Origin of the sequence: Mycobacterium sp. 852002-51152_SCH6134967 (genome assembly GCF_001667105.1) — a bacterium.
Taxonomy (GTDB): Bacteria; Actinomycetota; Actinomycetes; order Mycobacteriales; family Mycobacteriaceae; genus Mycobacterium; species Mycobacterium neumannii_A.
Genome location: NZ_LZIK01000033.1, coordinates 18,883 through 44,297, shown reverse-complemented (window position 1 = coordinate 44,297; position 25,415 = coordinate 18,883). Strand labels below are relative to the sequence as shown.

The 25,415-nt window shown below is 67.5% G+C and carries 27 protein-coding genes and 1 tRNA gene; 10 read left to right on the top strand and 18 right to left on the bottom strand.

What is annotated here, in order from left to right:
• Positions 1–20: 20 nt before the first annotated feature.
• Positions 21–1,283, bottom strand: coding sequence for an amidohydrolase family protein (locus tag A5790_RS10930; RefSeq protein ID WP_066843532.1), 1,263 nt, complete (start codon positions 1,281–1,283; stop codon positions 21–23).
• Positions 1,284–1,307: 24 nt separating this feature from the next.
• Here A5790_RS10930 and A5790_RS10925 point away from each other — a divergent pair, with 24 nt between their 5' ends.
• Positions 1,308–2,171: a helix-turn-helix transcriptional regulator gene (locus A5790_RS10925; protein WP_066843529.1), complete on the top strand. Its 864-nt coding sequence runs from the start codon at positions 1,308–1,310 to the stop codon at positions 2,169–2,171.
• Between the two features lie 7 nt (positions 2,172–2,178).
• On the opposite strand, the gene A5790_RS10920 is transcribed toward A5790_RS10925, so the two are convergent.
• The gene (locus A5790_RS10920) at positions 2,179–2,808 is read right to left on the bottom strand and encodes a TetR/AcrR family transcriptional regulator (protein ID WP_066843526.1); all 630 of its coding nucleotides are present in this window, start codon (positions 2,806–2,808) and stop codon (positions 2,179–2,181) included.
• Positions 2,809–2,932: 124 nt separating this feature from the next.
• On the opposite strand from A5790_RS10920, the gene A5790_RS10915 reads away from it, so the two are divergent.
• The 3 genes from A5790_RS10915 (at position 2,933) to A5790_RS10905 (ending at position 4,080) form a co-directional block, all read left to right on the top strand.
• Entirely contained in the window at positions 2,933–3,247 is a 315-nt protein-coding gene (locus tag A5790_RS10915) for a WhiB family transcriptional regulator (protein ID WP_066843524.1), read from the top strand.
• Positions 3,248–3,334: 87 nt separating this feature from the next.
• Positions 3,335–3,553 (top strand): hypothetical protein, encoded by a 219-nt coding sequence (locus A5790_RS10910; protein ID WP_066843651.1) that lies wholly within the window; start codon positions 3,335–3,337, stop codon positions 3,551–3,553.
• A gap of 35 nt (positions 3,554–3,588) precedes the next feature.
• Entirely contained in the window at positions 3,589–4,080 is a 492-nt protein-coding gene (locus A5790_RS10905) for an SRPBCC family protein (RefSeq protein ID WP_066843522.1), read from the top strand.
• 5 nt (positions 4,081–4,085) lie between these two features.
• Here the strand turns inward: A5790_RS10905 and A5790_RS10900 are convergent.
• Positions 4,086–4,169, bottom strand: a tRNA-Leu gene (locus A5790_RS10900).
• An 83-nt stretch (positions 4,170–4,252) separates the two neighbouring features.
• Here A5790_RS10900 and A5790_RS10895 point away from each other — a divergent pair.
• Positions 4,253–4,630 (top strand): hypothetical protein, encoded by a 378-nt coding sequence (locus A5790_RS10895; protein ID WP_066843515.1) that lies wholly within the window; start codon positions 4,253–4,255, stop codon positions 4,628–4,630.
• A complete protein-coding gene (locus A5790_RS10890) occupies positions 4,627–4,959 on the top strand; it encodes a DUF3817 domain-containing protein (protein ID WP_066843513.1) in 333 nt (110 codons plus the stop codon). Before A5790_RS10895 ends, A5790_RS10890 begins: the two co-directional genes overlap by 4 nt.
• On the opposite strand, the gene A5790_RS10885 is transcribed toward A5790_RS10890, so the two are convergent.
• From A5790_RS10885 to clpS, 12 genes are all read right to left on the bottom strand, one after another.
• A complete protein-coding gene (locus A5790_RS10885; protein ID WP_066843511.1) occupies positions 4,937–6,397 on the bottom strand; it encodes an MFS transporter in 1,461 nt (486 codons plus the stop codon). The genes A5790_RS10890 and A5790_RS10885 overlap by 23 nt on opposite strands.
• An 89-nt stretch (positions 6,398–6,486) precedes the next feature.
• Positions 6,487–7,095, bottom strand: coding sequence for an RdgB/HAM1 family non-canonical purine NTP pyrophosphatase (gene rdgB / locus A5790_RS10880; RefSeq protein ID WP_156656360.1), 609 nt, complete (start codon positions 7,093–7,095; stop codon positions 6,487–6,489).
• The gene (gene rph, locus A5790_RS10875; RefSeq protein WP_064397309.1) at positions 7,092–7,874 is read right to left on the bottom strand and encodes a ribonuclease PH; all 783 of its coding nucleotides are present in this window, start codon (positions 7,872–7,874) and stop codon (positions 7,092–7,094) included. The genes rdgB and rph overlap by 4 nt, the downstream gene beginning before the upstream one ends.
• A 44-nt stretch (positions 7,875–7,918) precedes the next feature.
• Positions 7,919–8,698 carry a cyclic nucleotide-degrading phosphodiesterase gene (locus A5790_RS10870; RefSeq protein ID WP_066843506.1) on the bottom strand — a complete coding sequence of 260 codons (780 nt, stop codon included), beginning with the start codon at positions 8,696–8,698 and terminating at the stop codon, positions 7,919–7,921.
• A gap of 58 nt (positions 8,699–8,756) precedes the next feature.
• Positions 8,757–9,578: a glutamate racemase gene (gene murI / locus A5790_RS10865; RefSeq protein WP_066843649.1), complete on the bottom strand. Its 822-nt coding sequence runs from the start codon at positions 9,576–9,578 to the stop codon at positions 8,757–8,759.
• A gap of 8 nt (positions 9,579–9,586) precedes the next feature.
• A complete protein-coding gene (locus tag A5790_RS10860) occupies positions 9,587–10,270 on the bottom strand; it encodes a rhomboid family intramembrane serine protease (RefSeq protein ID WP_066843503.1) in 684 nt (227 codons plus the stop codon).
• Positions 10,261–11,223, bottom strand: coding sequence for a cysteine synthase (locus A5790_RS10855; RefSeq protein ID WP_066843500.1), 963 nt, complete (start codon positions 11,221–11,223; stop codon positions 10,261–10,263). Before A5790_RS10855 ends, A5790_RS10860 begins: the two co-directional genes overlap by 10 nt.
• A 10-nt stretch (positions 11,224–11,233) precedes the next feature.
• Positions 11,234–11,515: a MoaD/ThiS family protein gene (locus A5790_RS10850; RefSeq protein WP_064397316.1), complete on the bottom strand. Its 282-nt coding sequence runs from the start codon at positions 11,513–11,515 to the stop codon at positions 11,234–11,236.
• A gap of 13 nt (positions 11,516–11,528) precedes the next feature.
• On the bottom strand, positions 11,529–11,963 hold the full coding sequence (locus A5790_RS10845) for a M67 family metallopeptidase (RefSeq protein WP_255361543.1): 435 nt from the start codon (positions 11,961–11,963) through the stop codon (positions 11,529–11,531).
• A gap of 59 nt (positions 11,964–12,022) precedes the next feature.
• Positions 12,023–13,042 (bottom strand): P1 family peptidase, encoded by a 1,020-nt coding sequence (locus A5790_RS10840; RefSeq protein ID WP_066843495.1) that lies wholly within the window; start codon positions 13,040–13,042, stop codon positions 12,023–12,025.
• Positions 13,039–13,623 (bottom strand): DUF2017 domain-containing protein, encoded by a 585-nt coding sequence (locus tag A5790_RS10835; RefSeq protein ID WP_066843493.1) that lies wholly within the window; start codon positions 13,621–13,623, stop codon positions 13,039–13,041. The genes A5790_RS10840 and A5790_RS10835 overlap by 4 nt, the downstream gene beginning before the upstream one ends.
• 7 nt (positions 13,624–13,630) lie before the next feature.
• Complete coding sequence (gene clpS, locus A5790_RS10830; protein ID WP_064397324.1) at positions 13,631–13,945, bottom strand: ATP-dependent Clp protease adapter ClpS; 315 nt, start codon at positions 13,943–13,945, stop codon at positions 13,631–13,633.
• 54 nt (positions 13,946–13,999) lie between these two features.
• Here clpS and A5790_RS10825 point away from each other — a divergent pair, with 54 nt between their 5' ends.
• The 3 genes from A5790_RS10825 (at position 14,000) to A5790_RS10815 (ending at position 18,800) form a co-directional block, all read left to right on the top strand.
• On the top strand, positions 14,000–15,307 hold the full coding sequence (locus A5790_RS10825; RefSeq protein ID WP_066843490.1) for a nicotinate phosphoribosyltransferase: 1,308 nt from the start codon (positions 14,000–14,002) through the stop codon (positions 15,305–15,307).
• Between the two features lie 18 nt (positions 15,308–15,325).
• Positions 15,326–17,293 carry an ATP-dependent DNA helicase gene (locus tag A5790_RS10820; RefSeq protein ID WP_066843487.1) on the top strand — a complete coding sequence of 656 codons (1,968 nt, stop codon included), beginning with the start codon at positions 15,326–15,328 and terminating at the stop codon, positions 17,291–17,293.
• A 67-nt stretch (positions 17,294–17,360) separates the two neighbouring features.
• Positions 17,361–18,800: a neutral zinc metallopeptidase gene (locus A5790_RS10815; RefSeq protein WP_066843484.1), complete on the top strand. Its 1,440-nt coding sequence runs from the start codon at positions 17,361–17,363 to the stop codon at positions 18,798–18,800.
• Here A5790_RS10815 and A5790_RS10810 read toward each other — a convergent pair whose 3' ends face one another.
• From A5790_RS10810 to A5790_RS10800, 3 genes are all read right to left on the bottom strand, one after another.
• Complete coding sequence (locus A5790_RS10810) at positions 18,801–19,535, bottom strand: MspA family porin (protein WP_369816255.1); 735 nt, start codon at positions 19,533–19,535, stop codon at positions 18,801–18,803. It lies immediately after the preceding gene.
• A gap of 104 nt (positions 19,536–19,639) precedes the next feature.
• The gene (locus A5790_RS10805; protein ID WP_066843481.1) at positions 19,640–20,488 is read right to left on the bottom strand and encodes a virginiamycin B lyase; all 849 of its coding nucleotides are present in this window, start codon (positions 20,486–20,488) and stop codon (positions 19,640–19,642) included.
• Positions 20,485–23,109, bottom strand: coding sequence for a glycosyltransferase family 1 protein (locus tag A5790_RS10800; RefSeq protein WP_066843477.1), 2,625 nt, complete (start codon positions 23,107–23,109; stop codon positions 20,485–20,487). The genes A5790_RS10805 and A5790_RS10800 overlap by 4 nt, the downstream gene beginning before the upstream one ends.
• A gap of 220 nt (positions 23,110–23,329) precedes the next feature.
• Between A5790_RS10800 and A5790_RS10795 the strand changes: the two genes are divergently transcribed.
• The gene (locus tag A5790_RS10795; protein WP_066843474.1) at positions 23,330–25,414 is read left to right on the top strand and encodes an alpha-1,4-glucan--maltose-1-phosphate maltosyltransferase; all 2,085 of its coding nucleotides are present in this window, start codon (positions 23,330–23,332) and stop codon (positions 25,412–25,414) included.
• The last annotated feature ends 1 nt before the right edge of the window (position 25,415 follow it).

Genomic DNA, 25,415 nt, shown 5'->3' with positions numbered 1-25,415 from the left:
GTGTGCATGCACGCCCGGTCTCACGCCTTGGCGAGTTGTTTCTGCTCGTAGAGCCGAGCCCACTCCTTGCGCGGCCGGATCGACACGTCGACATCGGTTGCCTTGGCGCGCAACGCACCCGCGGTCGCCTGCTCCTTCGGTGTGAGCTTGAACGGATCCCAGCTGAAGAACCGGCAGGAGTTCTCCCACGTGATCTTGTTGATGTCGGCGTCCGATGCGCCTGCCCCGTTGAGTTCGGCGAGAACCTGCTCGGGCGCGTCGGGCCAGAAGCAGTCGGAGTGCGGGTAGTCGCATTCCCACGCGATGATGTCGATGCCGATCTCGTGACGCAGCTTCAGTGACGTCTTGTCGGTCACGTAGCAGGCCAGCGAGTGTTCGCGGAACACGTCGGACGGCAGCTTGTCGCCGAAGTCGCGCCGCAGCCACTTCTGGTTCGTGTAGTGCCGATCAGAGCGGTCCAAGTAGAACGGTATCCAGCCGATACCGCCTTCGGAGAAGGCGAATTTCAGGTCCGGGTAGTTGCGCATCGCCGGCCCCCAGAGCAGGTCCTGCGCGCACATTGCCGACACCTGGGTGGCCAGGATGATCAGGTTGTCGATCGGGGCGTTGGGCGCCATGCTGATCGCACCGAAGCCGGTCCCGATGTGCAGGCACATCACCACGTTCTCTTCGGAGAGCGTGCGGAACACCGGACCCCAGTACTCCTCGTCGTGATAGCTCGGAAGACCCTCGAGGTGCGGCAGTTCCGGCATCGTCACCGCACGGCAGCCCTTGGCCGCGACACGGCGAATCTCGTCGCACATGGCCTCCGGATTCCACGTCGGCATGATCGCGATCGGGATGAACCGGTCCGGATACGAACCCGCCCACTCGTCGATGTGCCAGTCGTTGTAGGCCGAGACCATCACCAGCGTGGTCTCTTCGCGGTGCATGTTGAGATGGCGCGCTGAGAAGCCGGTGAACGTCGGGAAGCACATCGACGCGAGGATGCCGTTGCGGTTCATGTCGCGCACGCGCTCGTGCACGTCGTACACACCGGGACGCATCTCGGCGAAGCCCGCGGGATCGCGTCCCCACTCCTCGGCCGGCCAGGACACCACGGCGTTCAGACCGCTGACGCCCTGGGGCCGACCTTGATACATCCACTGGTCGACACCCTTGTCGTCGGTGACCACGATGGGCGCCTCGTCCTTGTACTTGGCCGGCACGTGCCGAAGGAACATGTCGGGCGGTTCCACAACGTGGTCGTCGATGCTCACCAGGATCAAGTCGTCAACGTTCATACCCCAGTAGTACCGTCTAGCCCTGTGACCGTCTCTGCGCTATCGGACAGAGGTTTTGCCCAACCGGCCAACCTGGCGGTCAGCGCGAAGCGGCGCATCATCGACCTTCGGCGCGGTGGGCGAGCGCTGGGGGGCAGCTACTTGTACGAGGGCGATGCGCTGATCACCGGTTGGCACTCGCACGATGTGCACCAGATCGAGTACGCGCTCGGCGGGGTCGTCGAGGTGGAGACCGACTCAGCGCACTACCTGCTGCCACCCCAGCAGGCCGCCTGGATTCCGGTGGGTCTCGAACATCAGGCGACCATGAATCCAGACGTCCGGACCGTCGCGGTGATGTTCGATCCACAGTTGATCGCGCACGCGGGCGACCGCGCGCGCATCCTCGCGGTGTCCCCGCTGATCCGCGAGATGATGATCTACGCGTTGCGTTGGCCGATCGACCGGCGGCCGGGGCCCGCCGAGGACGAGGAGGTCTCCGAGGCGTTCTTCCGCACGTTGGCCAATCTCGTGGCCGAGGCGCTCGACCACGAGGCGCCGTTGAGCCTGCCCACGTCCGAGCATCCGATCGTCGCCGCCGCCATGGCCTACACCAAGGAGCATCTCGACGGTGTGACCGCCGAAGAGGTGAGCAGGGCGGTTTCGGTTTCGGAGCGCACGCTGCGGCGGCTGTTTCGGGATTCGGTCGGGTTGTCGTGGCGCACATACCTTCTGCACGCCCGCATGCTGAAAGCCATGGCGTTGCTGGCCGCACCGGGTCAGTCGGTGCAGGAGACGTCGTCGGCGGTCGGTTTCGACAGCCTCAGCTCCTTCACGCGGGCGTTCGCCCAGTTCTGCGGGGAGACGCCGACGAGCTACCGAAAGCGGATCGGTGGTACCTCGCTGTAACGACGCGTCAGGAATCGTGGCGCATCTGCCCGTCACGCAGTAGCGAATCAGTCGCGTTCTGCCACCGTTGCAGTTGCTCGGGCGTCTCGAGCGGTTCTGGGAGATGGCGTTCGATATGGGCGCGTAGTACCCACGCCCCGAGAGCCAGCACCAACGGGTTCAGCGTGCCCCATATCGGGTCAAGGTCCGGTCGCGTCAAACCCTGCTCTGCGCGCACCCGCCACCGTTCGGCACCGATGGTCGCCAACGAGTCGAACAGCTGCGCGCCGAGCGAGCTCCCGTCGGTCAGCGCCCGGCCGACGTAGGCCACCACGTCGGGTTCACCGGCGACCAGCGATGTCACCCGGCTACCGACGTCAGCGATGGTGTCGGCCGGCGGTTCCGGAATCGGTTGCGTCAACGCCTCGGCCATCACACCGAGCACGTGGTCGTCAACCGCCTTGATCAGGTTCGCCTTGGTTGCGAAGTGATGCTGTACCAGTCCCAGTGAGACGCCGGCTTCCGCGGCGACCGCGCGTAACGACGTAGCAGAACTGCCACGCGCTGCAAAGCACTTGAGGGCAGCGTTGCGAATCCGGTCGACGCTCGAACGCGTCCCGGCGCCGGGGACCTGTTCATCTGACTGTAAGGCCGTCATCAGAACCCGAAGCCTAGAGTGCCCACCCCCTCACAGTAGCCAATACGCGTGTACCGTAAAAACCGATACATGCGTATTGTCGGTCTCACCGACGAGAACTTGCCCCGACCGAAAGGAAACGCAGATGCCCGTCGACGCGCGGCCGAACGGCCGGACGGCGCACCCCGTTCCGGTCAACAAACCCCAGGACACGGCACTCGGCGCCTGCATTCAGGACCCCGACCGGTGGGCCCTCGGGGCTGACGAGGGCGCCAAGGAGTTGTGCCGGACATGCCCTCGTCGTTGGCTTTGCGCCCAGGAGGCGTGCCGGACGCCCGGCGCGGTCGGGGTGTGGGCCGGCATCTACATTCCCGACACGGGCCGAGCACGCCAGTTCGCACTGCGGCAATTGCAGTCGCTGGCCGAACGCAATGGCTTCACCGTCCAAAAGGCGGGCTGAGCCGCATCTTCGAAGCCGCGGGTTTCACCGGCGTTGCCAGTGGGCAACCTCTGCGCAACCGATTCCGCGAGCCACCAGGAGACCTCGATGCGCGAGCGCGCTCTCGCCCCCGCCGACGACCCGTCCGCCGAGGCGATCGCCACGACAGGCCTCTTTCTCATCTTCACCGCGATCATCGCGGTCGCGGTGAGCCTGTCGAGCTGGGGCGCCTCCGACGCACCGCTGGCCGCCGTCGCGGGAGCGGTCGCCGCAATCAGCTTCACCGCCAGCCTGGTCTGCTTCGGCAAGCAGAGCGCAGAGGACTGACGCGCGCCGGTACAAGCCTGCGATGATGGCCAGTTATGGCCCGCTGGTATCCGCTGCTGTCCGCCGACGCTGACTTTCTGGTCTCGGCGCCTCATGTCTTCCGCTACGAGAAGCGCTACGCCGCGACGCCGGAGCAGGTATGGCAGTCGCTGACGTCGGACGAGTCGCTGGCGGCGTGGGGCCCTGCGGTCAAGAACGTCACCTGGACCTCACCGCGCCCGTTCGGAGTCGGGACCACCCGCGAAGTGACCGCTCCCGGCGGCGCCATCCTGCGCGAGCGCTTCTTCCGTTGGGATGAGGGCCATCAAAAGTCCTTCTACGTCTACGAGTCGACGCTGCCGCTGTTCAAACGCTTCGCCGAGGACTACATCGTCGACGCCGACGGCGGCCAGACGAGTTTCACCTGGGTGGTCGCCATCGAACCGAAGAGGGCCATGAGCCTGCCGGTCGCGATCCTCGCGCCGCTGCTGAAAGCCGGATTCGGGCGCATACCGAGCGGCGGACAGAAGTACTTCGCCACGACGTGAGTCGGTGCGGGCGGTGGGACTCGAACCCACACGTTCTCTCGAACACCGGCACCTAAAGCCGGCGCGTCAGCCAATTGCGCCACGCCCGCGACGCGTGTCGATGCTACCCGCCGCCGGTCGGCCCGCCTCGATGAGTTCGTCGGGCCGAAGGACGTCGCGGTACCGTTGGAAGGTGTCCACTACGCAACGTAGGAGGCCGGCGCTCATCGCCTTGGTGATCGTCGGCGCCGTCGGCTGCCTTGCGCTGGCGTGGTGGCAGTGGACCCGTTTCGAGTCGGCCTCGGGCAGCTTCCAGAATCTCGGCTATGCGATGCAGTGGCCGCTGTTCGCCGGCTTCGTCGTGTACGCCTACTACAAGTTCGTGCGCTACGAGGAAGCACCACCCGAGCCGGCCAGAAGCGACATCACCGAGATCCCCGAGGACCTGCTTCCGCGAAAACCCTCAGCCACACCCCCATCCGACGATGACGTCGACGACCCCGCACTGCGCGAGTACAACGCCTACCTGGCCGAGCTCGCCGAGAAGGACAAGGAACACCCGGCCACATGACCGAACCGCCGATCACCTCCGCCGACAACGTCCGCAAGGCACTTCTGGGCTACCGGGTGCTGGCCTGGACGACGGGCATCTGGCTCATCGCGCTCTGCTACGAGATGGTGATGAAGTACGTCTACCACGTCGAGGGTCTGAACTGGATCGCGGTCGTCCACGGCTGGGCGTATTTCGTGTACCTGCTCTTCACCGCCAACCTCGCGGTCAAGGTGCGCTGGCCGATCGGAAAGACGATCGGCGTACTGCTCGCAGGGACCATCCCGCTCGTCGGCATCATCGTCGAGCAGGTCCAGACCAGGGAGATCAAGGACCGCTACGGCCTGTAGTCAGCACCAGACCGGGTGCTGACTCGTTCACCGCACCGGCCTTCGGAATGGCCAGCGCGGTGAGCGCGGCGACGACGGCCGCACCTGCCGCAATCAGCAGCGCGACCCGCAAACCGGCCAACGACGGCACGTCGTGCCCAGCCACCGTCGTCGTCATCACGGTGAGCACCGCACCGATCACCGCGCTGGAAATCGATGTGCCCAGCGAGCGCGCGAGCGCGTTGATTCCGTTGGCAGCGGCCGTTTCCGAGACTGGCACGGCCGCGTTGATCAACGCGGGTAACGACGAGAACGCGAAACCGACGCCGATGCTGACCATCACGTTGAACACGCACAGTTGCCACGCGCTGTTAATCAGCACCAGTCCCGACAGATAGCCGGCGGCCACCACCGTCGACCCGACGAACAGCGTGAACCGCGGACCGCGCACATCGGCGATCCGCGCCGCCACCGGAGACGTCAACATCATCGCCAGTCCGCCGGGCGCCATCCACAGACCCGTCTGCAACAGCGACTGGCCGAGGCCGTAACCCGAGCCGGCAGGCAGCTCGAGGATCTGCGGCGCGATCAACGACATCGCGAACAACGAGAAGCCCACCGCGATCGACGCCAGATTCGTCGTCAGCACCGGCCGTTTCAGCGTCGTGCGCAGATCGACGATCGGGGCGACGGTCCTGAATTGCCACAGCGCGAACAACCCGAAGATCACCAGCGACGAGGTAAACATCGTCACGGTGATCGCACTGGACCAGCCCCAGCTTCCGCCCTTGGAGATGCCCAGCAATAGCGTGACGAGCCCGCCCGCGAGACCGATCGCGCCCAGCGCGTCGAAGCGATCGGCGGAAACCGAGGGCAACCGCGGTACCAGCGCCGCGAATGACACCGCCGACATCACCCCGAGTGCGGCGCCGAACCAGAACAACGCGTGCCAGTCGAAGCGATCGGCGATGATCGCCGACAGTGGAAGCCCAAGCGCCCCACCGACACCCAGCGATGCGCTCATCAAACCCATCGCGGTGCCGACCCGGTGAGCCGGCACCGATGCGCGCATCACGCTGATGCCCAGCGGGATGATCGGCATTCCGAAGCCCTGCAGCCCGCGGCCCACGATCACCGGAACCAGCGATGTCGTCGTCGCCGCGATCAACGATCCCACCGTGAGCAGCACGGCGCAGATGATCAGGATGGGCTTGGGCCCGTACATGTCGCCGAGCCTGCCGAACATCGGGGTTGCCACGGCCGCGGTGAGCAACGTCGCGGTGATCACCCACGATGCGTTGGACGCGCTGGTGTCCAGCAGTGTGGGAAGTTCGGGGATGAGCGGGATGACGAGCGTCTGCATCAGCGACACGCTGATGCCCGCCGCCGCGAGCACCGCCACGACGATCGCCGGGTGCCGAGTCCTGCCGACGTCGGCTTGGGCGGAGGGGCGGCGCACCCCGGGGATGCTACCGCTTAGTTGAGCTATACAAAATTTCCTTGCCCAGCGTGAGCTTGTGATCGCAGGGCCGAATCTCGCGCACAAAGTCAGGTTCGGGCGGCCAACTCCCGCAGCGCGGGCAGCAGTGCCCTCAGGGCACGGCCCCGGTGCGAGGCCGCATCCTTCTCGGCGGCGTCGAGTTCGGCCGCGGTCCGCGTCGACCCGGCGGGCAGGAAAACCGGGTCGTAGCCGAACCCGCCTTCCCCGCGCGGTGAGCGCACGATGCTGCCCAGCCACTCCCCGCGCACCACGACCTCGCCGGCCGAGTGCACCAGCGCGCAGGCAGACACGAACGCCGCGCTGCGCCGCACGTCGGGTACGTCCGAAAGCTGCGCCAACAGCAGCGCCGTGTTCGCGGCGTCGTCCCCATGCCGGCCCGCCCACCGCGCCGAGAGCACCCCGGGCATTGCGTTCAACGCCGCGACTTCCAGCCCGGAATCGTCGGCGACCGCCGCAAGACCCGTCGCGCGGTGAGCATCGCGTGCTTTGGCCAACGCGTTCTCTTCGAACGTCGTCCCGGTTTCGGGCGCCTCGTCGAAGGCGGGCACGTCGTCGAGTGAGAGCAGCGTCAACCCCGACACCCCCGCCGTCGCGAGCACCCGGTGCAACTCGGCCAGCTTCTTCGGGTTGCGGCTGGCCACCAGCAGCTCGGTCAGCTTCCGAACGCCTTCTTGGGCGGGTCCTTCGGTTCGGGCAGCACCCCGGGATAGGGCAACTCCAACGCCTCCCGCTGGATCTCGAAGATCTGCTCACACGCCGTCATCGCCGCGTCGAGCATCTTGTCCAGCGTCGAGCGCGGGAACGTTGCGCCCTCACCGGTGCCCTGGATCTCGACGAGAGTGCCGGTGTCGGTGGCCACGACGTTCATGTCGACCTCGGCGCGCGAGTCCTCGGTGTACGGCAGGTCGACGCGGATGCGCCCGTCGACAACGCCGACGCTGACCGCAGCGATCGCGCACGACAGCGGTCGCGGATCGGAGAGCTTGCCCGCCGCCGACAGATAGGTCACCGCGTCGGCGAGCGCGACGTAGGCCCCGGTGATCGCGGCGGTTCGCGTACCCCCATCGGCCTGCAGCACGTCGCAGTCGATTGCGATCGTGTTCTCGCCCAGCGCGGCGAGGTCGATGCACGCCCGCAGCGACCGGCCGACCAGCCTGCTGATCTCCTGGGTGCGGCCACCGACACGGCCCTTGACCGACTCGCGATCGGACCGATCGTGGGTTGCGGCGGGCAGCATCGCGTATTCGGCTGTCAGCCAGCCCTTTCCAGAGCCCTTGCGCCAGCGCGGCACGCCCTCGGTGACGCTTGCCGTGCACATGACGCGCGTCTCGCCGAATTCCACCAGCACAGAACCGGCGGGATGGGTGGTGAAACCGCGGGTGATGCGGACCGGCCTCAGCTCGTCGTCAAGCCGGCCGTCTTCTCTTCGGGACACGAGCCAACCCTATCGGCTGACTCCGACCCCATCGCTTGAGACCATCAGGCCGTCGCGCGCACGATATCGAACGTCTCGTTGCAGACGACCGCGTGCACCGGACCGTCGAACTCGGCCTTGGCCTCGCTGATGACGTCCTCGCGCGACGTCCACGGCGGAATGTGGGTCAACAGCAACTCGCCGACGCCGGCCTCGGCGGCGGCGCGGCCCGCCTCCGTGCCCGACAGATGCAGTCTCGGCGGCCGGTCCGGCGAGTGCGTCCAGGACGCCTCGCACAGAAACACGTCGGCGCCGCGGGCGAGGTCGATGAGTTGCTCGCAGTAGCCGGTGTCGCCGCTGTAGACGAGCGTGGCACCGTCCTGATTGGTGATGCGCATTCCGTAGGACTCGGTCGGGTGGCAAACCAATTTCGGTGTCACGTTCAGCGAGCCGATGGTGACCGTTTCGTTGTCGACCCAGTGGCGGATCTCGAAGACATCGGAGAAATCGTCGATCTCCCCACCCTCGGGCGACGACGCCGCACCGAGCCGGGCCCAGGTGTTGGCCGGGCCGTACATGATTCCGCGTTCCTGCGCCGGCGACGGGTGGTAGCGCCGCCACACGAACAGGCCCGGCAGATCGAGGCAGTGGTCGGCATGCAGATGCGACAGCAGCACGTGAACGTCGTTGGGATCGGCGTGGCGTTGCAGCGCACCGAGCACGCCACCGCCGAAGTCGAGCACCAACGGCGGGGTGTCGGGTGCTGTGACGAGATATCCGGACGCCGGCGAATCAGGCCCGACAACACTGCCGGAGCAACCGAGTACGGTGATTCGCACAGTCACTAGCTTGCCATGCCCGGTCCACAGTTGACGAAAACATGGCCGGTTTGAGCGACCGAAGTCATCTCTGCGCGCTGACGTGACGTTGAACAGGTCGAACGCCGTCGAGCGTCGGGCCGAGAAACCGTGCGGCAAGGGTGGTGAAGGCATCCGGGTCGCCCGTCGCCTCGAAGATCCGCTGCGGCGGCGCGGAGTCGTGCGGCCGCAGCAAATCGAGCTCGGTGAGCACCCTCAGCAGGTCCTTCGCGGTCTCCTCGGCACTCGACACCAACGTGACGTTCTCGCCCATCGCCAACTGGATCAGTCCCGACAGCATCGGGTAGTGGGTGCAGCCCAGCACGAGCGTGTCGATGTGGGCGCGTTGAAGCGGTTCGAGGTATCCCTCGGCGAGCCCGAGCACTTGGCGCCCACTGGTCACGCCCCGCTCGACGAAGTCGACGAACCGCGGGCAGGCCACACCGATCACCTCGGTGTCGCGGGCCGCCGCGAACGCGTCCTGGTAGGCACCCGACGCGATCGTTGCCGCGGTGCCGATGACACCGATGCGACCGTTGCGGGTGGTCGCGACCGCGCGGCGCACCGCGGGCAGGATCACCTCGATCACGGGCACCGGTGCATAGCGTTCGCGGGCGTCGCGCAGGCAGGCCGACGACGCCGTGTTGCAGGCGATGACGAGTGCCTTGATCCCGCGCGAGACGAGATCGTCGCCGATCGCCAGGGCGTGTGCGCGGACCTGCGGGATGGACAGCGGCCCATACGGCCCGTTGGCGGTGTCGCCGACGTAGACGATGTTCTCGGCGGGCAACTGGTCGATGATCGCGCGAGCGACCGTGAGCCCGCCGACACCCGAGTCGAAGATGCCGACGGGCGCCTCGGCCGACACGGCCGGGTTCACGACGGCAGGTACGGGTTCGACGTCACGCTTTTGCGCTTCTCGCGAGCCTTGCGCTCCGGACCGGACAGCAGATACGCCGCGATGACGCCCGCGACCGCCCCACTCAGGTGGCCCTGCCACGACACCCCCGGCGTGCCGGGCAGTACGCCGAGCAGAACGCTGCCGTAGACCAGCATCACGATGACGCCAACGATGATCTCCCAGGCCTTGCGGGTGAAGAACCCGAACACGATGAGGAATGCCAGCCAACCGAAGATCAGCCCCGAAGCGCCGATGTGGTTGGCCTCGCACCGCACCCCCACGTACGGGCAGTGCATGCCGATATTGCCGATCAGCCACGTGCCCAGACCGCCGAGGATCCACACGATCGCGGTCGCGAAGATGAATCGCGACATCCCCGCCAGCGTCATCAGGAAGCCCAGCACCAGGGCCGGAACGGTGTTGGCGATGAGGTGGTCCCAGTTCGAGTGCAGCAGCGGGGCGAACAGGATGCCCACGAGCCCGTCGGACTCCAGTGGCCGGATCCCGTTGTCGTCGAGGCGATGGTTCGACAACGAGTCGAACAGTTCGATGACCCACAGCAGCACGACGAAGCTGAAGACGGTGACGGCGCCGATCACCCACGCGGGCCGCTTGCGCGGTTGCGACGGTGTGGTCCCCGGATATTCGGTCATGCCCATAGCTGCCCTTCGAGCGCGTCTTCGGCGTCATCAAGGCTACCGGCGTACGCGCCGGTCGACAGATACTTCCAACCCGCGTCGGCGACGACGAACGCGATGTCGGCCTGCTCGCCGGCCTTGACCGCCTTGGCCGCCATGCCCAACGCCGCGTGCAGCACCGCGCCGGTCGAGATGCCCGCGAAGATCCCCTCCACCTGAACCAGATCGCGGGTGCGCCTGATCGCGTCGTAGGAGCCGACGGAGTACCGCGTGGTGAGCACGTCCGGGTCGTACAACTCGGGGATGAACCCTTCGTCGATGTTGCGCAGTGCGTAGACACCCTCGCCGTAGCGCGGTTCGGCGGCGACGATCTTGACGTCGGGTTTGCGCTCGCGCAGGAACCGCCCGGTCCCCATCAGGGTGCCGGTGGTGCCGAGGCCCGCGACGAAATGGGTGATCTCCGGCAGGTCTGCGAGCAATTCGGGGCCGGTGCCCTCGTAGTGCGACTGCGAGTTGGCCTCGTTGCCGTACTGGTAGAGCATCACCCACGAAGGATTCTGCAGCGCAAGCTCTTTCGCGTGGGCGACGGCGGTGTTCGAGCCGCCCTCGGCGGGCGAGTAGATGATCCGCGCACCGTACAACTCGAGCAGCTGGCGGCGTTCGATCGAGGTGTTCTCCGGCATCACACAGATCATCTGGTAGCCCTTGAGCAGGGCCGCCATCGCCAGCGAGATGCCGGTGTTCCCACTCGTCGGCTCCAGGATCGTCGCACCGGGTTGCAGCAGGCCCTGCCGTTCGGCCTCCTCGATCATCCGCAGCGCCGGCCGATCCTTGATGGAGCCGGTGGGGTTGCGGTCCTCGAGCTTGGCCCACAGCCGCACATGGGGCGCCTCGTCCCAGCGCGGTGAGAGCCGGCGCAGGCCCACCAACGGGGTACCGCCCAGCGCGTCGAGCAGCGAGTCGTATCGCGCCATCAGACGCCCGTTACCCTCCAGCCACTGCGGGCAGGATCGTCACCGAGTCGCCGTCGGCGACCGTGGTGTCGAGCCCACCCGAGAACCGCACGTCCTCGTCGTTGACGTAGATGTTGACGAACCGGTTCAGCTTCCCGGGGTTGTCCTTGTCCATCAGGCGCTCGGAGATGCCGGAGTAGTTGGCCTCCAGATCGCTGATCACGGCCGCGACGGTGTCGCCCGAGGCGGTGACGCGCTTCTCGCCTCCGGTGTGGGTGCGCAGGATGGTCGGGATGGAAACGTTGACTGCCATCGGTGAAGCCTTTCTAGTACTGCTCGACGATCTTGACGGGTTCCTCGGTGACGACGCCGTCGACGATGCGGTAGCTCCGCAGTTCGTGCTCCTCGGGGTCGCGGGTCGACACCAGCACGTAGTGGGCGTCGGGTTCCTGGGCCAGTGAGATGTCGGTGCGGCTGGGATAGGCCTCGGTCCCGGTGTGCGAGTGGTAGATCACGACAGGGACCTCGTCGGCGTCGTCCATCTCCCGCCACACCCGCAGCTGCTCCATCGAATCGAACCGGTAGAACGTCGGCGAGCGCTCGGCGTTGGTCATTGCGATGAAGCGCTCCGGACGGTCCGAGTTCTCCGGTCCCGCGATCACCCCGCAGGCCTCGTCGGGATGGTCGGCGCGGGCATGGGCGACCATGGCGTCGACCAGATCCGCTCGGATCACCAACACAGCAGCTACCCCTTTCTGCACGAAACTGTATTCCAGCAGCGAAAAATCGAGTAAACGGCTGCTGGAATGCAATTTCGCGATTACTCGAACGCTCCAGGCAACATGTCCCGGTACGCCGGTATTCCGGCCACCGACTCGGCGGCCAGTACCCCGATCATCACCGCGCGGGCCAGACAGTCCGCCGCGGCGGCGCCCACCTGCGTGATCAGCGGCATCTCAGGGGTCATCGACGCCGGGGTCGTGGGATCCAGCGGCACCTCGACGGCACCGGTGGCCAGCGCGAACACCGTGTCCCCGTCGTGCGGCGTATGGCACGGCCGGATGGTGCGCGCCAAACCGTCGTGTGCGGCGACGGCGACCCGTCGGCAGGCCGCGGGGCTCATCGCCGCGTCGGTGGCCACCACGGCGATCGTCGTGTTGAGCGGGCTGAACTCCTGGTGTCGGTCGGCGTAGGCGGCGATCTGGTCGGCGGGCGGCGGGACCAACCCGAACTCCTCGATCTGGTACGCCAGCCAGGGCAGGCCCGTCGCCGTGTCGAAGACCTCGCCCGCGGAGTTGACGATCACCAGCGCGCCGACAGTGACGCCGCAATCCAGTTGCATCGAAGCCGTGCCCACACCGCCCTTGAGCACACCGGCGCGCGCTCCCGTGCCCGCGCCCACGGTGCCGGTCGCCACCTCGGTGCCTGCGTTTGCGGCCGCTTGGTAGCCGAACTCCGCGGTCGGCCTGCACTGCCAACCGCCGACCGGGAGGTCGAACACGACCGCGGCGGGCACGATCGGGACCACGCCGCCGTCCAGTGCGACGCCGCGACCCTGCTCCTCGAGGTATTGCATCACCCCGTCGGCGGCCGCCAGCCCGTAGGCGCTGCCGCCGCTGAGGACCACGGCGTCGACGTGCCGAACGGAATTGATCGGGTCGAGCAGGTCGGTCTCTCGGGTGCCGGGCGCCCCTCCCCTGCCGTCGACGCCTCCCACGGTGCCCGGCGGCGTCAGGACGACGGTTGTACCGCTGGCCCAACCCGAACCCAACGTCACGTCCGGATCGAGGCGATGGTGTTGCCCCACCCGGATGCCGGCCACGTCGGTGATCGAGGTCATCTCGACTTCCCCATCAGTCCCAGCACCAGATACTCCTGCAGCACGGTCAGCCACTGGTAGACGTCGAGGTGCCCGGCCATCGGATGGTCGGGCGGCAGTTCGTCGGGCCCCTCCGGTGAGATCGCGAGCATGGTGCCCAGCGCCAAGCGCATGTCGTTTACCGCGGCGGCCCACGCGTGCGCGTCGTCCTCGCTCAGCTCGAACTTGCCGCCCTGCGCCGGCATGGTGTCCAAAAGTGTCTGCGCCGCTTCGCGTTTGGCATCGATGATGTCGGGCTCATGCAAGCCGCGCAGTGCACTGTTGAGGCTCTCGGCGGCACTGGAGCCGGCGGGGTGCTCGGTCTGCGGCCGGTAGAAATCCGGCAGCAACCGTTTCATCGTGTCGTCTTCGGGTGGCGTCGAATTGCCGGTACGCATGCCGGTGATCGCTTCGAGTTCGTCTGCGGGCGCTGATGATTCGCGCTCCTCCAGCATTCCCACCACCGAGGTGGCCAGGCTTCGCAACAGGGCGGCCTCGTGCGGTGCGATGGCCGACCGGAAACGCGCTCCATCGGCAGTGTCCACCCGCTTCCACTTACGCACGTGTCTGTCAGCGGTCCTGCTGCATGGTGGCCCACAGCCCGGCGGCGTGGAGCTTGGTCACGTCGATCTCCATCGCCTCGCGACTGCCCGCCGAGACCACGGCCTTGCCTTCGTTGTGCACCTGGAGCATCAACTTGGTCGCGTGCGCCTCGGGGTAGCCGAACAGCTTCTGCAAGACGTAGGTCACGTAGGTCATCAGGTTCACCGGGTCGTCCCACACGATGGTCACCCAGGGCGTGTCGACGGCGGCGTCTTCAGTCGCGACGGACTTGACGTTCCGCTCTTCGCGAGTCCCCGGTCGAGCCTTCGCCGGCGTAACCATGTCGTTCAGGATAGCCAACGCATATCCGGCACTTCGAGCTACTACGGTGACGGTGTGACCGCCGCATCCCCGGCCCTGCTCACCGACAAGTATGAGCTGACGATGCTCGCGGCCGCGTTGCGCGACGGCACCGCGCACCGACGCACCACCTTCGAGATCTTCGCGCGCCGACTGCCCGAAGGCCGCCGCTACGGCGTGGTGGCAGGCACCGCACGGTTCGTGGATGCTTTGGCGCAGTTCGAATTCGACGATGCGGCGCTGGCTTCGCTCGCGGACTTTCTCGACGCCGAGACGCTCGCGTACCTGGCCGAGTACCGATTCGGAGGCGATGTCGACGGATACGCCGAAGGCGAGCTCTACTTCCCGGGTTCACCGGTGCTCTCGGTGCACGGCACGTTCGGCGAATGTGTCGTCCTGGAGACATTGGCGTTGTCGATCTTCAACCACGACACCGCGATCGCATCCGCCGCCGCCCGCATGGTCAGCGCCGCCGAGGGCCGCCACCTGATCGAGATGGGCTCGCGGCGCACCCACGAGCACGCCGCCGTCGCCGCCGCTCGTGGGGCGTACCTGGCCGGCTTCTCCGGATCGTCCAATCTGCAGGCCCAGCGCGACTACGGGGTCCCGGCGCTCGGCACCAGCGCGCACGCGTTCACACTGCTGTACACCACCGGTGACGGCCCCGACGAGCGTGCGGCGTTCCAAGCGCAGGTCGAGGCGCTCGGTGTGGACACGACGCTGCTGGTGGACACCTACGACATCACCGCGGGGGTGGCGACGGCCGTCGAGGTCGCCGGTCCGGAACTCGGTGCGGTGCGCATCGATTCCGGAGACCTCGGCGTGCTCGCGCGCCAGGTGCGCGCTCAGCTCGACGACCTCGGCGCCACCGAGACGAAGATCGTCGTCTCCGGCGATCTCGACGAATTCGCGATCGCGGCGTTGCGCGCCGAACCGGTCGACACCTACGGCGTCGGCACGTCGCTGGTCACCGGTTCCGGCGCCCCGACGGCCGGAATGGTCTACAAGCTGACCGAGGTGGACGGCCTTCCGGTGGAGAAGCGCAGCAGCCACAAGCAGTCTCACGGCGGACGTAAACAGGCGATGCGGATGGCCAAAACGACCGGCACGATCGTCGAAGAGGTCGTCTTCCCCTACGAGCGCCCGCCGGCTGACCCCGACGGCCTCACCGCGCGAGTTCTGACCGTTCCACTGATACGGCATGGCGAACCGGTCGCCGATCTGGGCCTCGCCGCGGCCCGCGCCCGGGTCAGAGACGGCCTGACGAGCCTGCCGTGGGACGGGTTGAAACTGTCCCGCGGCGAACCCGCCGTGCCGACGCGGCTGATCCCTCCCGGCGCGTAGGAGGTCACCACGTCGGACATCACCCAGTTGCTGGCCACCGCCGTCGCGGCCCTCGGTGGACGCGAACGCGCGGGCCAGGTCGAGATGGCGAAGGCCGTCACCAATGCCTTCGACACCGGTGAGCACCTTGCCGTCCAGGCCGGGACGGGCACCGGGAAGTCGCTGGCCTACCTCGTGCCCGCACTAGCCCGTGCCGTCGACGCCGACGACCCCGTCGTGGTGTCCACGGCGACCATCGCGCTGCAACGCCAACTCGTCGACCGCGACCTTCCGCGGCTGGCGGAATCGCTGGCCGACATGCTGCCGCGCGCCCCCGAGTTCGCCCTGCTCAAGGGCCGCGGTAATTACCTGTGCCTGAACAAGATTCACAACGGAAGTTCGGCCGGCGGTGTCACCGAGCCCGACGACCGGTCCCAGGAAGATCTTTTCGAACCGGTGGCGACCAGTGCCCTGGGTCGAGATGTGAAGCGGCTCATCGCCTGGTCGTCGGACACCGACACCGGCGACCGCGACGAGCTGACCCCGGGCGTTCCGGACCGGTCCTGGTCACAGGTCAGCGTGTCGGCGCGTGAATGCATCGGAGTCGCCCGGTGCCCGTTCGGCACCGACTGTTTCGCAGAAAAGGCACGGGAGAAAGCCGGCCGTGCCGATGTCGTCGTCACCAACCACGCTCTACTGGCCATCGACGCGATCTCCGATGCCGCCGTACTCCCCGAACACCACCTGCTCGTCGTCGACGAGGCGCACGAGTTGGTCGACCGCGTGACGTCGGTGGCCACCGGTGAGATGTCCGCGACCTCGCTCGGCATCGCCCACCGCCGGGCCGCGCGCCTGGTCGACCAGGAACTGGCACAACGGCTGGAGGCGGCGACGGCGACGCTGTCGTCGGCCATCCACGACACCGAGCCGGGCCGCATCGACGTCCTCGACGACGAATTGGCGACCTACCTGACTGCGGTGCGCGACGCCGCGTACCGGGCCCGGTCGACGATCGACACCGCGCCGAGCGACCCGGCGGCCGCGTCCGCGCGCACCGAAGCCGTCACGGCGTTGACCGATATCGGCGACACCGCCTCCCGCGTCCTCGACTCCTTCCTGCCCGCCATCCCCGACCGCACGGACGTGGTGTGGATCGAACGCGAGGACACGCGCGCAGCGGTGCGGACCATACTGCGCGTCGCCCCGCTTTCGGTGTCGGGTCTGTTGCGCACCAGGCTCTTTGAGAACACCACGACCGTTCTGACATCGGCGACGCTGACGATCGGCGGCACGTTCGACGCGATGGCATCGGCGTGGGGGCTGACGGGCGGGGAGACCGAGTGGAAGGGCATCGACGTCGGATCCCCGTTCGAGCACGCGAAGTCCGGCATCCTCTACGTCGCAGCACATCTGCCGCCGCCGGGACGTGACGGCACCGGGTCCGCCGAACAACTCGACGAAATCGCCACGCTGATCACCGCGGCGGGTGGCCGCACCCTCGGTCTGTTCTCCTCGACGCGTGCGGCCAAGGCGGCAGCCGAGATCATGCGGGAGCGGCTGGACACTCCGGTGCTGTGCCAGGGCGAGGACACCACGTCGGCGTTGGTCAAGCGGTTCGCCGACGATCCCGAGACGTCGCTGTTCGGCACGCTGTCGCTGTGGCAGGGCGTCGACGTGCCCGGCCCGTCACTGTCGCTGGTGCTCATCGACCGGATTCCGTTCCCGCGCCCCGACGATCCGCTACTGACCGCGCGGCAACGGGCGGTGGCTGCCCGAGGGGGCAACGGTTTCATGGCCGTTGCCGCCAGCCACGCCGCGCTGCTGTTGGCCCAAGGTGGGGGACGGCTGTTGCGCACCGTCGACGACCGCGGCGTGGTCGCCGTGCTGGACTCGCGGATGGCCACCGCCCGCTACGGCGGATTCCTGCGAGCCTCTCTGCCACCGTTCTGGGCGACGACCGACTCGAGCCGCGTGCGTCAGGCACTCGAACGTCTCCGCGCGCGGTGATTGTTTTCTATTCTGACAACGGTTCAGTGCGCGCCCTGCGGCCGCCTCGACGTGAAGGGCGGCGTCCATGAATCGACGACACGTGCGGGGCGCCGTGACCGCGATGTCGGCGGTGCTCGTCATCACCGGTTGCACCACAACGCTTCGCGGCGAACCCGTATCGGTGTTCAACGATCCGTTCCGTGTCGCAGGCATGCCTGCGACCGACGGCCCCACCGGTTTACGGCCGGACGCGCGCGATCCGACGCGAGTGGTGGTGGGCACCAACGGGAGTGACTCCGACGAGCTGGCCCGCCAGGCGATCAGCGACATCGAAGAGTTCTGGGAAGGCGCCTACGGCACCGCGTTCGACGGCCGGTTCGAGCCGGTCGACCGCGTCTATTCCTGGGACGCCAACGGATTCGACAGCACCGGGTTCTGCGACACCGACACCTACGCCTTGGTCAACGCCGGCTACTGCACCACTGACAACACCATCGGATGGGATCGCGGCGAGCTCCTGCCCAGTCTGCGGCAGGAGTTCGGCGACATGGGTGTGACGATGGTGCTCGCCCACGAATACGGCCACGCCGTGCAGAGGCAGGCGGGCCTGGTCGATGACGACACCCCGACGCTGGTGTCCGAACAGCAGGCCGACTGTCTGGCGGGCGCCTACATGCGCTGGGTCGCAGAAGACAACTCGCCGCGATTCACGCTGTCGACCGGCGAAGGGCTCAACAACGTGTTGGCGTCCGTCATCGCGTTCCGGGATCCGCTGTTGAGCGAGGACGACCCCGAAGTCGGTGTCGACGAACACGGTTCGGCGTTCGAACGCCTGTCGGCCTTCCAGTTCGGCTTCACCGACGGACCATCGGCCTGCGCGGCCATCGACATGCGCGAGATCGGCCAACGCCGAGGTGATCTGCCGGTGCTCCTGCAAGAAGACGAGACCGGCGAATGGGCCGTCTCCGAGGAGTCGGTGCGCGCCGTCATGGACGCGATGAACATCCTCTTCACACCCGCCAACCCACCGCGGCTGAGCTTCGACCCCCCGCAGTGCACGAACGCGCGACCGAGTCCGCCGGTGTCCTACTGCCCGGCGACCAACACGATCGCCGTGGACCTCGACGAGCTGGCGGTGATGGGCGCCCAGCCCGACCTCGAGGACCCGGTCGGGTTGGCCACCGGCGACAACACCGCCTACTCGGTACTGGTGTCGCGGTACATGCAGGCGATCCAGAACGAGCACGGCGGCGTCGCACTGGACAACGCCGAGGCCGCGCTGCGCACGGCGTGCCTGACCGGTGTCGCCACCACCAAACTCTCGAAGAGCGTGACCACCCCCGACGGCAACACCGTCGCGCTGACCGCAGGCGACGTCGACGAGGCCGTGTCGGGCATCCTGATGAACGGCCTGGCGGCCAGCGACGTCAACGGCGAATCGGTGCCCTCGGGCTTCTCCCGCATCGACGCCTTCCGCGTCGGCGTCCTCGGGGACACCGAACGCTGCTTCAAGCGCTTCGACTGATCAGATCTTTTTCGTCACGCCGTACCAGGCGACGATCGCCTCGGACTGGTCGGTGGAATGGCTGAGGTACGCATACGAGCGGATGAAGGACTCGCCGACGCAGCCGTCGATCTTGACCCGGAAGTTGCTCACCATCACCCATGGCTCCGCGCCGGTGAACTTCTTCTTCGTCACCGGCACCACGTTGACCAGACCCGGTTTGAGGCCCACGGTGATACCGCCGCCGACATTGCCGCCGAGGCTTGGCAGGATTCCGAAGTCCTCTCCACCACCGACCACGGTGAGCCCCAGGAGCCCGATGGACGGGTTGATGCCTGCCGTGCCGGTCAGGGAGACGCCGTTCGAGGTGCTCATGTCGATGCCGCAGCCGATCTCGTAACCGACTTCAAGGCTGCCCTCCGGCGCTTCGCCTCCCCCCGGGCCGATCAGCCGACCCTTATAGGTGCCGCCGACGACGTACTCGCGCGACGACAGTGCGGTCGTCAGGGGAGGTGTCGGTGCCTGGGTCTCTTTCTCGGCGCTCATTTCCAGGCGCCAACCGTCGGGAGTCTCGGTCACCGCGGGCGGGGTGGATTCGACGGCGCCGTCCGGAGGCGGCGGCGGAGGGGGCGCCCCCTCGGCGGGCACTTCGGCCACGACAGGCTCGGCCTCCGGATCGGCCGACGCGGATGCGGCGCCCAAACTGCCGAGCACCCCCGCGACCGTGATCACGGTGAGGCCTCGCCGCAGCACAATCCCAATCGTCACTGGCCACCCTCCGTCGTTAGCAACGCTTGGGAACCTACCGCGCCCGATGTGCGACGCGTGCGGATGCTCCCAGAATCGTTCCGATTGCCCGGTCAGGACGGCATTCGCAGGACGTGACCTGCCTCCAGTGCAACCCAGACGGCGCCATCGCGGTCCACCGCGAGCCCGTGCGGTTCACTGCCCGGCGGCAGGTCGATCGTCACGATGTCACCGTCGCCGCCGACGCGGGCGAGCTGGCTGGACCCCCACAGCGTCACCCACACGCCGTCGCTGGGATCGGCGATCACCGCATGCGGCTTGCCGGGCAGGTCGATTTCCTGGATGGCATCGTCGATCGGTATCCGGCCGAGGCGTTCGGCAACGATCTCGGTGAACCACAGCGCGTCGTCGTGGGTTGCCGTGATGCCGACGGGACCCGAGGCGGCCGTGGGTGTCTCGCGGATGGAAACGTCACCGCCGAGGGTGAGGCGGCCGACGGCGCTGGCCTGATTCAGCGTGAACCACAGCGCGCCGTCGGGACCGGTGACGATCATCGCCGGCGCCCCGCCGACACGGTGAGCCTCCGAAACCTCACCGTCCGTCGACATCCGAGCGACCATTCCGGAGCCCATCGCCGTGTACCACAGCGCCCCGTCGGGGCCCGTCGTGATGCCGTATGGAGCGCTTCCCGCCGGGAGTTCGAACGCGCCCACTTCGCCGGCGGTGGTGATGCGGCCGATGTGGTCGTCGCCGTTGCGGGTGAACCACAGCGCTCCGTCGGGGCCCGCGGTGATGATCGAAGGCCGACAGCCCGGCGCTACGGGATACGTCGCGACCTCGCCGCTGTCGGTGACCCGCGCGATCGCGCCGTCGTGCACCAGCGTCACCCAGAGCGCGCCGTCCGGACCTGCCGCGATCCCGTAGGGCCCGCCGTCGAGCGCGACCTTGATCGCGTGTGTCACGCGAGCGTGACGAGGCCGAGCTCGTTGTCGCCCGCCAGCAGCGGGTGGTGCGGCAGGACGCGCACGGTGTAACCCACCGGCCCTGCGACGGGCAACGGAGCGGTCGCGGAGAACACTTCCCTGCCGGCGTCGGCGCTCCCCGTGTGCGCCATCGGCACCGTCACCGGTTCGACGAGTTGATCGCTCGCGTCGACGCGACCCAGCACCGCTTGCACGGCAACCTCTTCGGGGCGCAGGCCCGCCAGGTACACGGTGGCGGTCAACGTGAGCTCCGAACCCAGCAGCGGAGTGTCGGGCAGACCGTAGCTGTCGACGTCGGTGATCTGGATCTTGGGCCACGATTCCTGGGCACGCAGCCGGTAGCCGGCCAGATCCCTTGCGGCGCCGAACGGTTCACCATCATTACCGGGTTCGACGGTGCGTCGCAGCGACTGCGCCGCCGGCGCATAGTACTTCTCGGTGTAGTCGCGCACCATCCGCGACGCCAGCACCTTGGGACCCAACACGATCAGCGTGTGCCGCACCATCTCGACCCACCGCGCCGGGACGCCACGCTCGTCGCGGTCGTAGAACTTCGGCGCCACCGTCGTCTCCAGCAGGTCATACAGAGCGGCCGCTTCGAGGTCGTCACGCCGGTTCTCGTCGGCCAGACCGTCGGCGGTGGGGATTTCCCACCCGTTCTCGCCGTCGTACCACTCGTCCCACCACCCGTCGCGGATGGACAGGTTCAGCCCGCCGTTGAGCGCGCTCTTCATGCCCGACGTGCCGCACGCCTCCAACGGCCGCAGCGGATTGTTGAGCCACACGTCGCATCCCCAGTACAGCTGGCGGGCCATCGACATGTCGTAGTCGGGCAAAAAGGCGATCCGGTGCCGGACCTCGGGCCGGTCGGCGAACTTCACCACCTGCTGGATCAGGGCCTTGCCGCCGTCGTCGGCGGGGTGGGATTTCCCCGCGACGATGAGCTGGATCGGCCGCTCGTCGTTGAGCAGCAGTCGCTCCAGCCGTTCGGGGTCGCGCAGCATCAACGTCAGACGCTTGTAGGTCGGCACCCGCCGCGCGAACCCGATCGTCAGGACGTTGGGATCGAAAGCCGTTGCGATCCAGCCCAGTTCGGCTTCCGCCGCGCCGCGTTCCAGATAGGAACGGCGCAGCCTCGCGCGCACGTCCTCGACGAGCTGCTCACGCAGCTGCGAGCGGATCCACCACAGGTGGCCGGTGTCGACCTGCTGCAGGCGGCCCCACACCGCGGGTTCGCGCGCACTGGTGAGGTCCTCGCTGCCGAGCAGCTCGCGGCCGAGTTCCATCCACTGCGGCGCCGCCCAGGTCGGCGCGTGCACACCGTTGGTGATCGACCCGATCGGCACCTCGCCGGGATCGAAACCCGGCCACAGCTCGTTGAACATGTGCCTGCTGACGTTGCCGTGCAGCATCGAGACACCGTTGGCGCGCTGGGCCAGCCGCAGACCCATGTGGGCCATGTTGAACTTGGTCGGGTCGTCCTCCTCGCCGAACGCGATGATGCGATCGAGCGGAAGGCCCGGCAGCAGCCGCGACATCGCACCCGAGGGGCCGTCGGTCGAACCGCCGAAGTACCGCCGCACCATCTCCACCGGGAACCGGTCGATCCCCGCGGGCACCGGGGTGTGCGTGGTGAACACCGTCGAGGACCGCACCACCGTCAGCGCGGTGTCGAAGTCGAGCCCGGCGTCGATGAGTTCCCGGATGCGCTCGACACCGAGGAAGCCGGCATGTCCCTCGTTCATGTGGAACACCTCGGGCGAGGGCCGGCCTTCCAACTCGATGAACGCGCGGATCGCCCGCACCCCGCCCACACCGGCGAGGATCTCCTGTTTGATCCGGTGCTCCTGATCGCCGCCGTAGAGCCGATCGGTCACGCCACGCAGGTCGTGGTCATTCTCCGGGACGTCGGAATCCAGCAGCAGCAACGGAATTCGGCCCACCTGGGCGATCCACACCCGCGCCTGCAGCTGACCGTCGTACCCGTTCTCGCTGGGCATCGCCACGGCGACGAGGACCCGTTGCCCGTCGCGGTCGGTGAGCAGCCGAAGCGGCAGCCCCTGCGGGTCCAGCGCCGGATAGCTCTCGTGCTGCCAGCCATCGGCGGTCAGTGACTGACGAAAGTAACCCGAACGGTAGAGCAGCCCGACCGCGATCAGCGGCAGGCCCAGATCCGACGCGGCTTTGAGGTGGTCGCCGGCGAGGATGCCCAGGCCCCCCGAGTAGTTCGGGAGGGACTCGGCCACCCCGAACTCCATCGAGAAGTACGCGATGCCGTTGGGCAGTTGGGCACCGTGTTCGAGCTCCTGCTGGTACCACAGCGGCCGGTTGAGGTAGTCGTCGAGATCGGCGGCCAGCCCGTCGAGACGGCGCAAGAACTCCTCGTCGCCGGCGAGCGTGTCCAGGCGCTGCGGGCTGACCTGCCCCAACAGGCCGACCGGATCGCAGCCGACCCGCTTCCACAGCTCGGGGTCGATCGTCTCGAACAGATCCTGCGTCGGTCGGTCCCAGGACCAGCGCAGGTTGATCGACAGCCGTTCGAGCGCAGCCAGCCGGTCGGGCAGATGCGTTCGGACGGTGAACCTTCTCAGCGCTTTCATCGGGCTATCACGCGGAACAACATTACTGACAATCCGGCGGCTCGCAGGGCGCCCGGTCGGACTGCTTGGCCCGCTTCGGGTTGGGCTGCGCACTAACGTGGGTATAGGGCGCGACGAGGCTTATTCATCTTGACTGTGAACGCGACCAAGACGACACAGCGGCCACGCCGGCGATGCCGGCAGAGCACTTCGGCGGCCGCGCCAGAAGGAGGAGTGATAGGTGGCCGGTCGAATCGAGATCGATGACGTCGCGCCTGTCGTCTCCGAGGGGCGGTACCCCGCGAAGGCGGTCGTCGGCGAAATCGTTCCGGTCGCGGCCACAGTCTGGCGCGAGGGCCACGACGCCGTCGCGGCCACCCTGGTGGTGCGCTACCACGGCACGGCATATCCCCAGCTCGCCGACGATCCGCCGGGGCTGGTGACCGCCGAAGCGGTGCCCATCGAGACCGTGCTCGGCGCTACGCCGCGCAAGAAGCCGCAGCATCTGCCGATGACGACGGGGCGGACTCCCGACGTCTTTCATGGTGCGTTCACCCCCGACTGCCCCGGTCTGTGGACGTTTCGGGTGGACGGCTGGGGTGATCCGGTCGCGACCTGGCGCAAGAACGTCACGGCCAAGCTCGACGCGGGCCAGAGCGAATCGGAGCTGTCGAACGACCTACTGGTCGGCGCCCGGCTGCTGGAACGCGCCTCAACCGGTGTGCCGCGTCAGCATCGCTATCCGCTGATCGAGGCTGCGGCACGGCTGCGCCAGCCAGGCGATCCGTTCACCCGTGCCGGCGCCGCGCTGGCACCGGAGGTCACCCGTCTGCTCGACGAATATCCGCTGCGCGAGTTGGTGACCCGCGGCGAGCAGTACGGCGTCTGGGTCGACCGCGCCGAGGCGCGGTTCACCGCGTGGTACGAGTTCTTCCCCCGCTCGACCGGCGGCTGGGACGCCAAGGGCAACCCGGTGCACGGCACCTTCGCCACCGCCACCAAGGCGCTGCCCCGGATCGCCCGGATGGGCTTCGACGTGGTCTACCTCCCGCCGATCCACCCGATCGGCAAGGTGCACCGCAAAGGCCGCAACAACAGCGTCACCGCCGCGCCCAACGACGTCGGCTCGCCGTGGGCCATCGGAAGCGACGAGGGCGGCCACGACGCGGTCCATCCGGACCTGGGCACGATCGACGACTTCGACGACTTCGTCGCCGCGGCTCGCGACGACGGCATGGAGGTGGCGCTCGACCTCGCGCTGCAGTGCGCCCCCGACCATCCCTGGGCCAAGGAACACCCCGAGTGGTTCACCGTGCTGCCCGACGGCACCATCGCCTACGCGGAGAACCCCCCGAAGAAGTACCAGGACATTTACCCGCTGAACTTCGACAACGACCCCGCCGGGCTCTACGAAGAGGTGCTGCGGGTGGTACGGCACTGGATCTCGCACGGCGTCAAGATCTTCCGGGTCGACAACCCGCACACCAAGCCGCCGAACTTCTGGGCCTGGCTGATCGGCCAGGTGAAAAACGAGCACCCCGATGTGCTGTTCCTCTCCGAGGCATTCACCCGTCCCGCACGGCTGTACGGATTGGCCAAACTGGGGTTCACACAGTCGTATTCGTACTTCACCTGGCGCACCGCCAAGTGGGAGCTCACTGAGTTCGGCCAACAGATCGCCGAGCACGCCGACTACGCGTGCCCGAACCTGTTCGTCAACACGCCCGACATCCTGCACGAAAGCCTGCAGCGCGGAGGCCCCGGGATGTTCGCTATCCGCGCGGTGCTGGCGTCGACGATGAGTTCGGCGTGGGGGATGTACTCGGGATTCGAACTGTACGAACACCGTGCGGTCCGGGAAGGCAGCGAGGAGTACCTCAACTCCGAGAAGTACGAGCTGCGACCCCGCGACTTCGACGCAGCGCTCGCCGACGGTGAATCGCTGGAGCCGTTCATCACCCGGCTCAACGAGATCCGTCGACTGCATCCCGCCCTACACCGGTTGCGCACCATCACGTTCCACCACGCCGACAACGACGCGCTGCTGGCCTACAGCAAGTTCGATCCGGCCACCGGAGACCAGGTGCTGGTGGTGGTCACGCTCAACCCGTTCGGACCCGAGGAGGCCACCCTGTGGCTGGACATGCCCGCCCTCGGGATGGAGCCCTACGACCGGTTCTGGGTCCGCGACGAGATCACCGGTGACGAATACCAATGGGGGCAGTCCAATTACGTGCGCCTCGACCCGGTGCGCGCGGTGGCACACGTGTTGAACATGCCGCAGGTGCCCGCCGACCAACGACTCAATCTGCTGCGTAGGGAGTGAC

Bases quoted from the DNA above. Each gene is read 5' to 3' on its own strand.
- clpS (WP_064397324.1), bottom strand. From the start codon at position 13,945: ATGGTTACGCCGGCGAAGGCTCGACCGGGGACTCGCGAAGAGCGGAAC.
- A5790_RS10930 (WP_066843532.1), bottom strand. From the start codon at position 1,283: ATGAACGTTGACGACTTGATCCTGGTGAGCATCGACGACCACGTTGTG.
- A5790_RS10910 (WP_066843651.1), top strand. From the start codon at position 3,335: ATGCGCGAGCGCGCTCTCGCCCCCGCCGACGACCCGTCCGCCGAGGCG.
- A5790_RS10860 (WP_066843503.1), bottom strand. From the start codon at position 10,270: ATGGGCATGACCGAATATCCGGGGACCACACCGTCGCAACCGCGCAAG.
- A5790_RS10905 (WP_066843522.1), top strand. From the start codon at position 3,589: ATGGCCCGCTGGTATCCGCTGCTGTCCGCCGACGCTGACTTTCTGGTC.
- A5790_RS10815 (WP_066843484.1), top strand. From the start codon at position 17,361: ATGAATCGACGACACGTGCGGGGCGCCGTGACCGCGATGTCGGCGGTG.
- A5790_RS10915 (WP_066843524.1), top strand. From the start codon at position 2,933: ATGCCCGTCGACGCGCGGCCGAACGGCCGGACGGCGCACCCCGTTCCG.
- A5790_RS10850 (WP_064397316.1), bottom strand. From the start codon at position 11,515: ATGGCAGTCAACGTTTCCATCCCGACCATCCTGCGCACCCACACCGGA.
- A5790_RS10890 (WP_066843513.1), top strand. From the start codon at position 4,627: ATGACCGAACCGCCGATCACCTCCGCCGACAACGTCCGCAAGGCACTT.
- A5790_RS10840 (WP_066843495.1), bottom strand. From the start codon at position 13,042: ATGACCTCGATCACCGACGTGGCCGGCATCCGGGTGGGGCAACACCAT.
- A5790_RS10800 (WP_066843477.1), bottom strand. From the start codon at position 23,109: ATGAAAGCGCTGAGAAGGTTCACCGTCCGAACGCATCTGCCCGACCGG.
- A5790_RS10855 (WP_066843500.1), bottom strand. From the start codon at position 11,223: ATGGCGCGATACGACTCGCTGCTCGACGCGCTGGGCGGTACCCCGTTG.
- A5790_RS10920 (WP_066843526.1), bottom strand. From the start codon at position 2,808: ATGACGGCCTTACAGTCAGATGAACAGGTCCCCGGCGCCGGGACGCGT.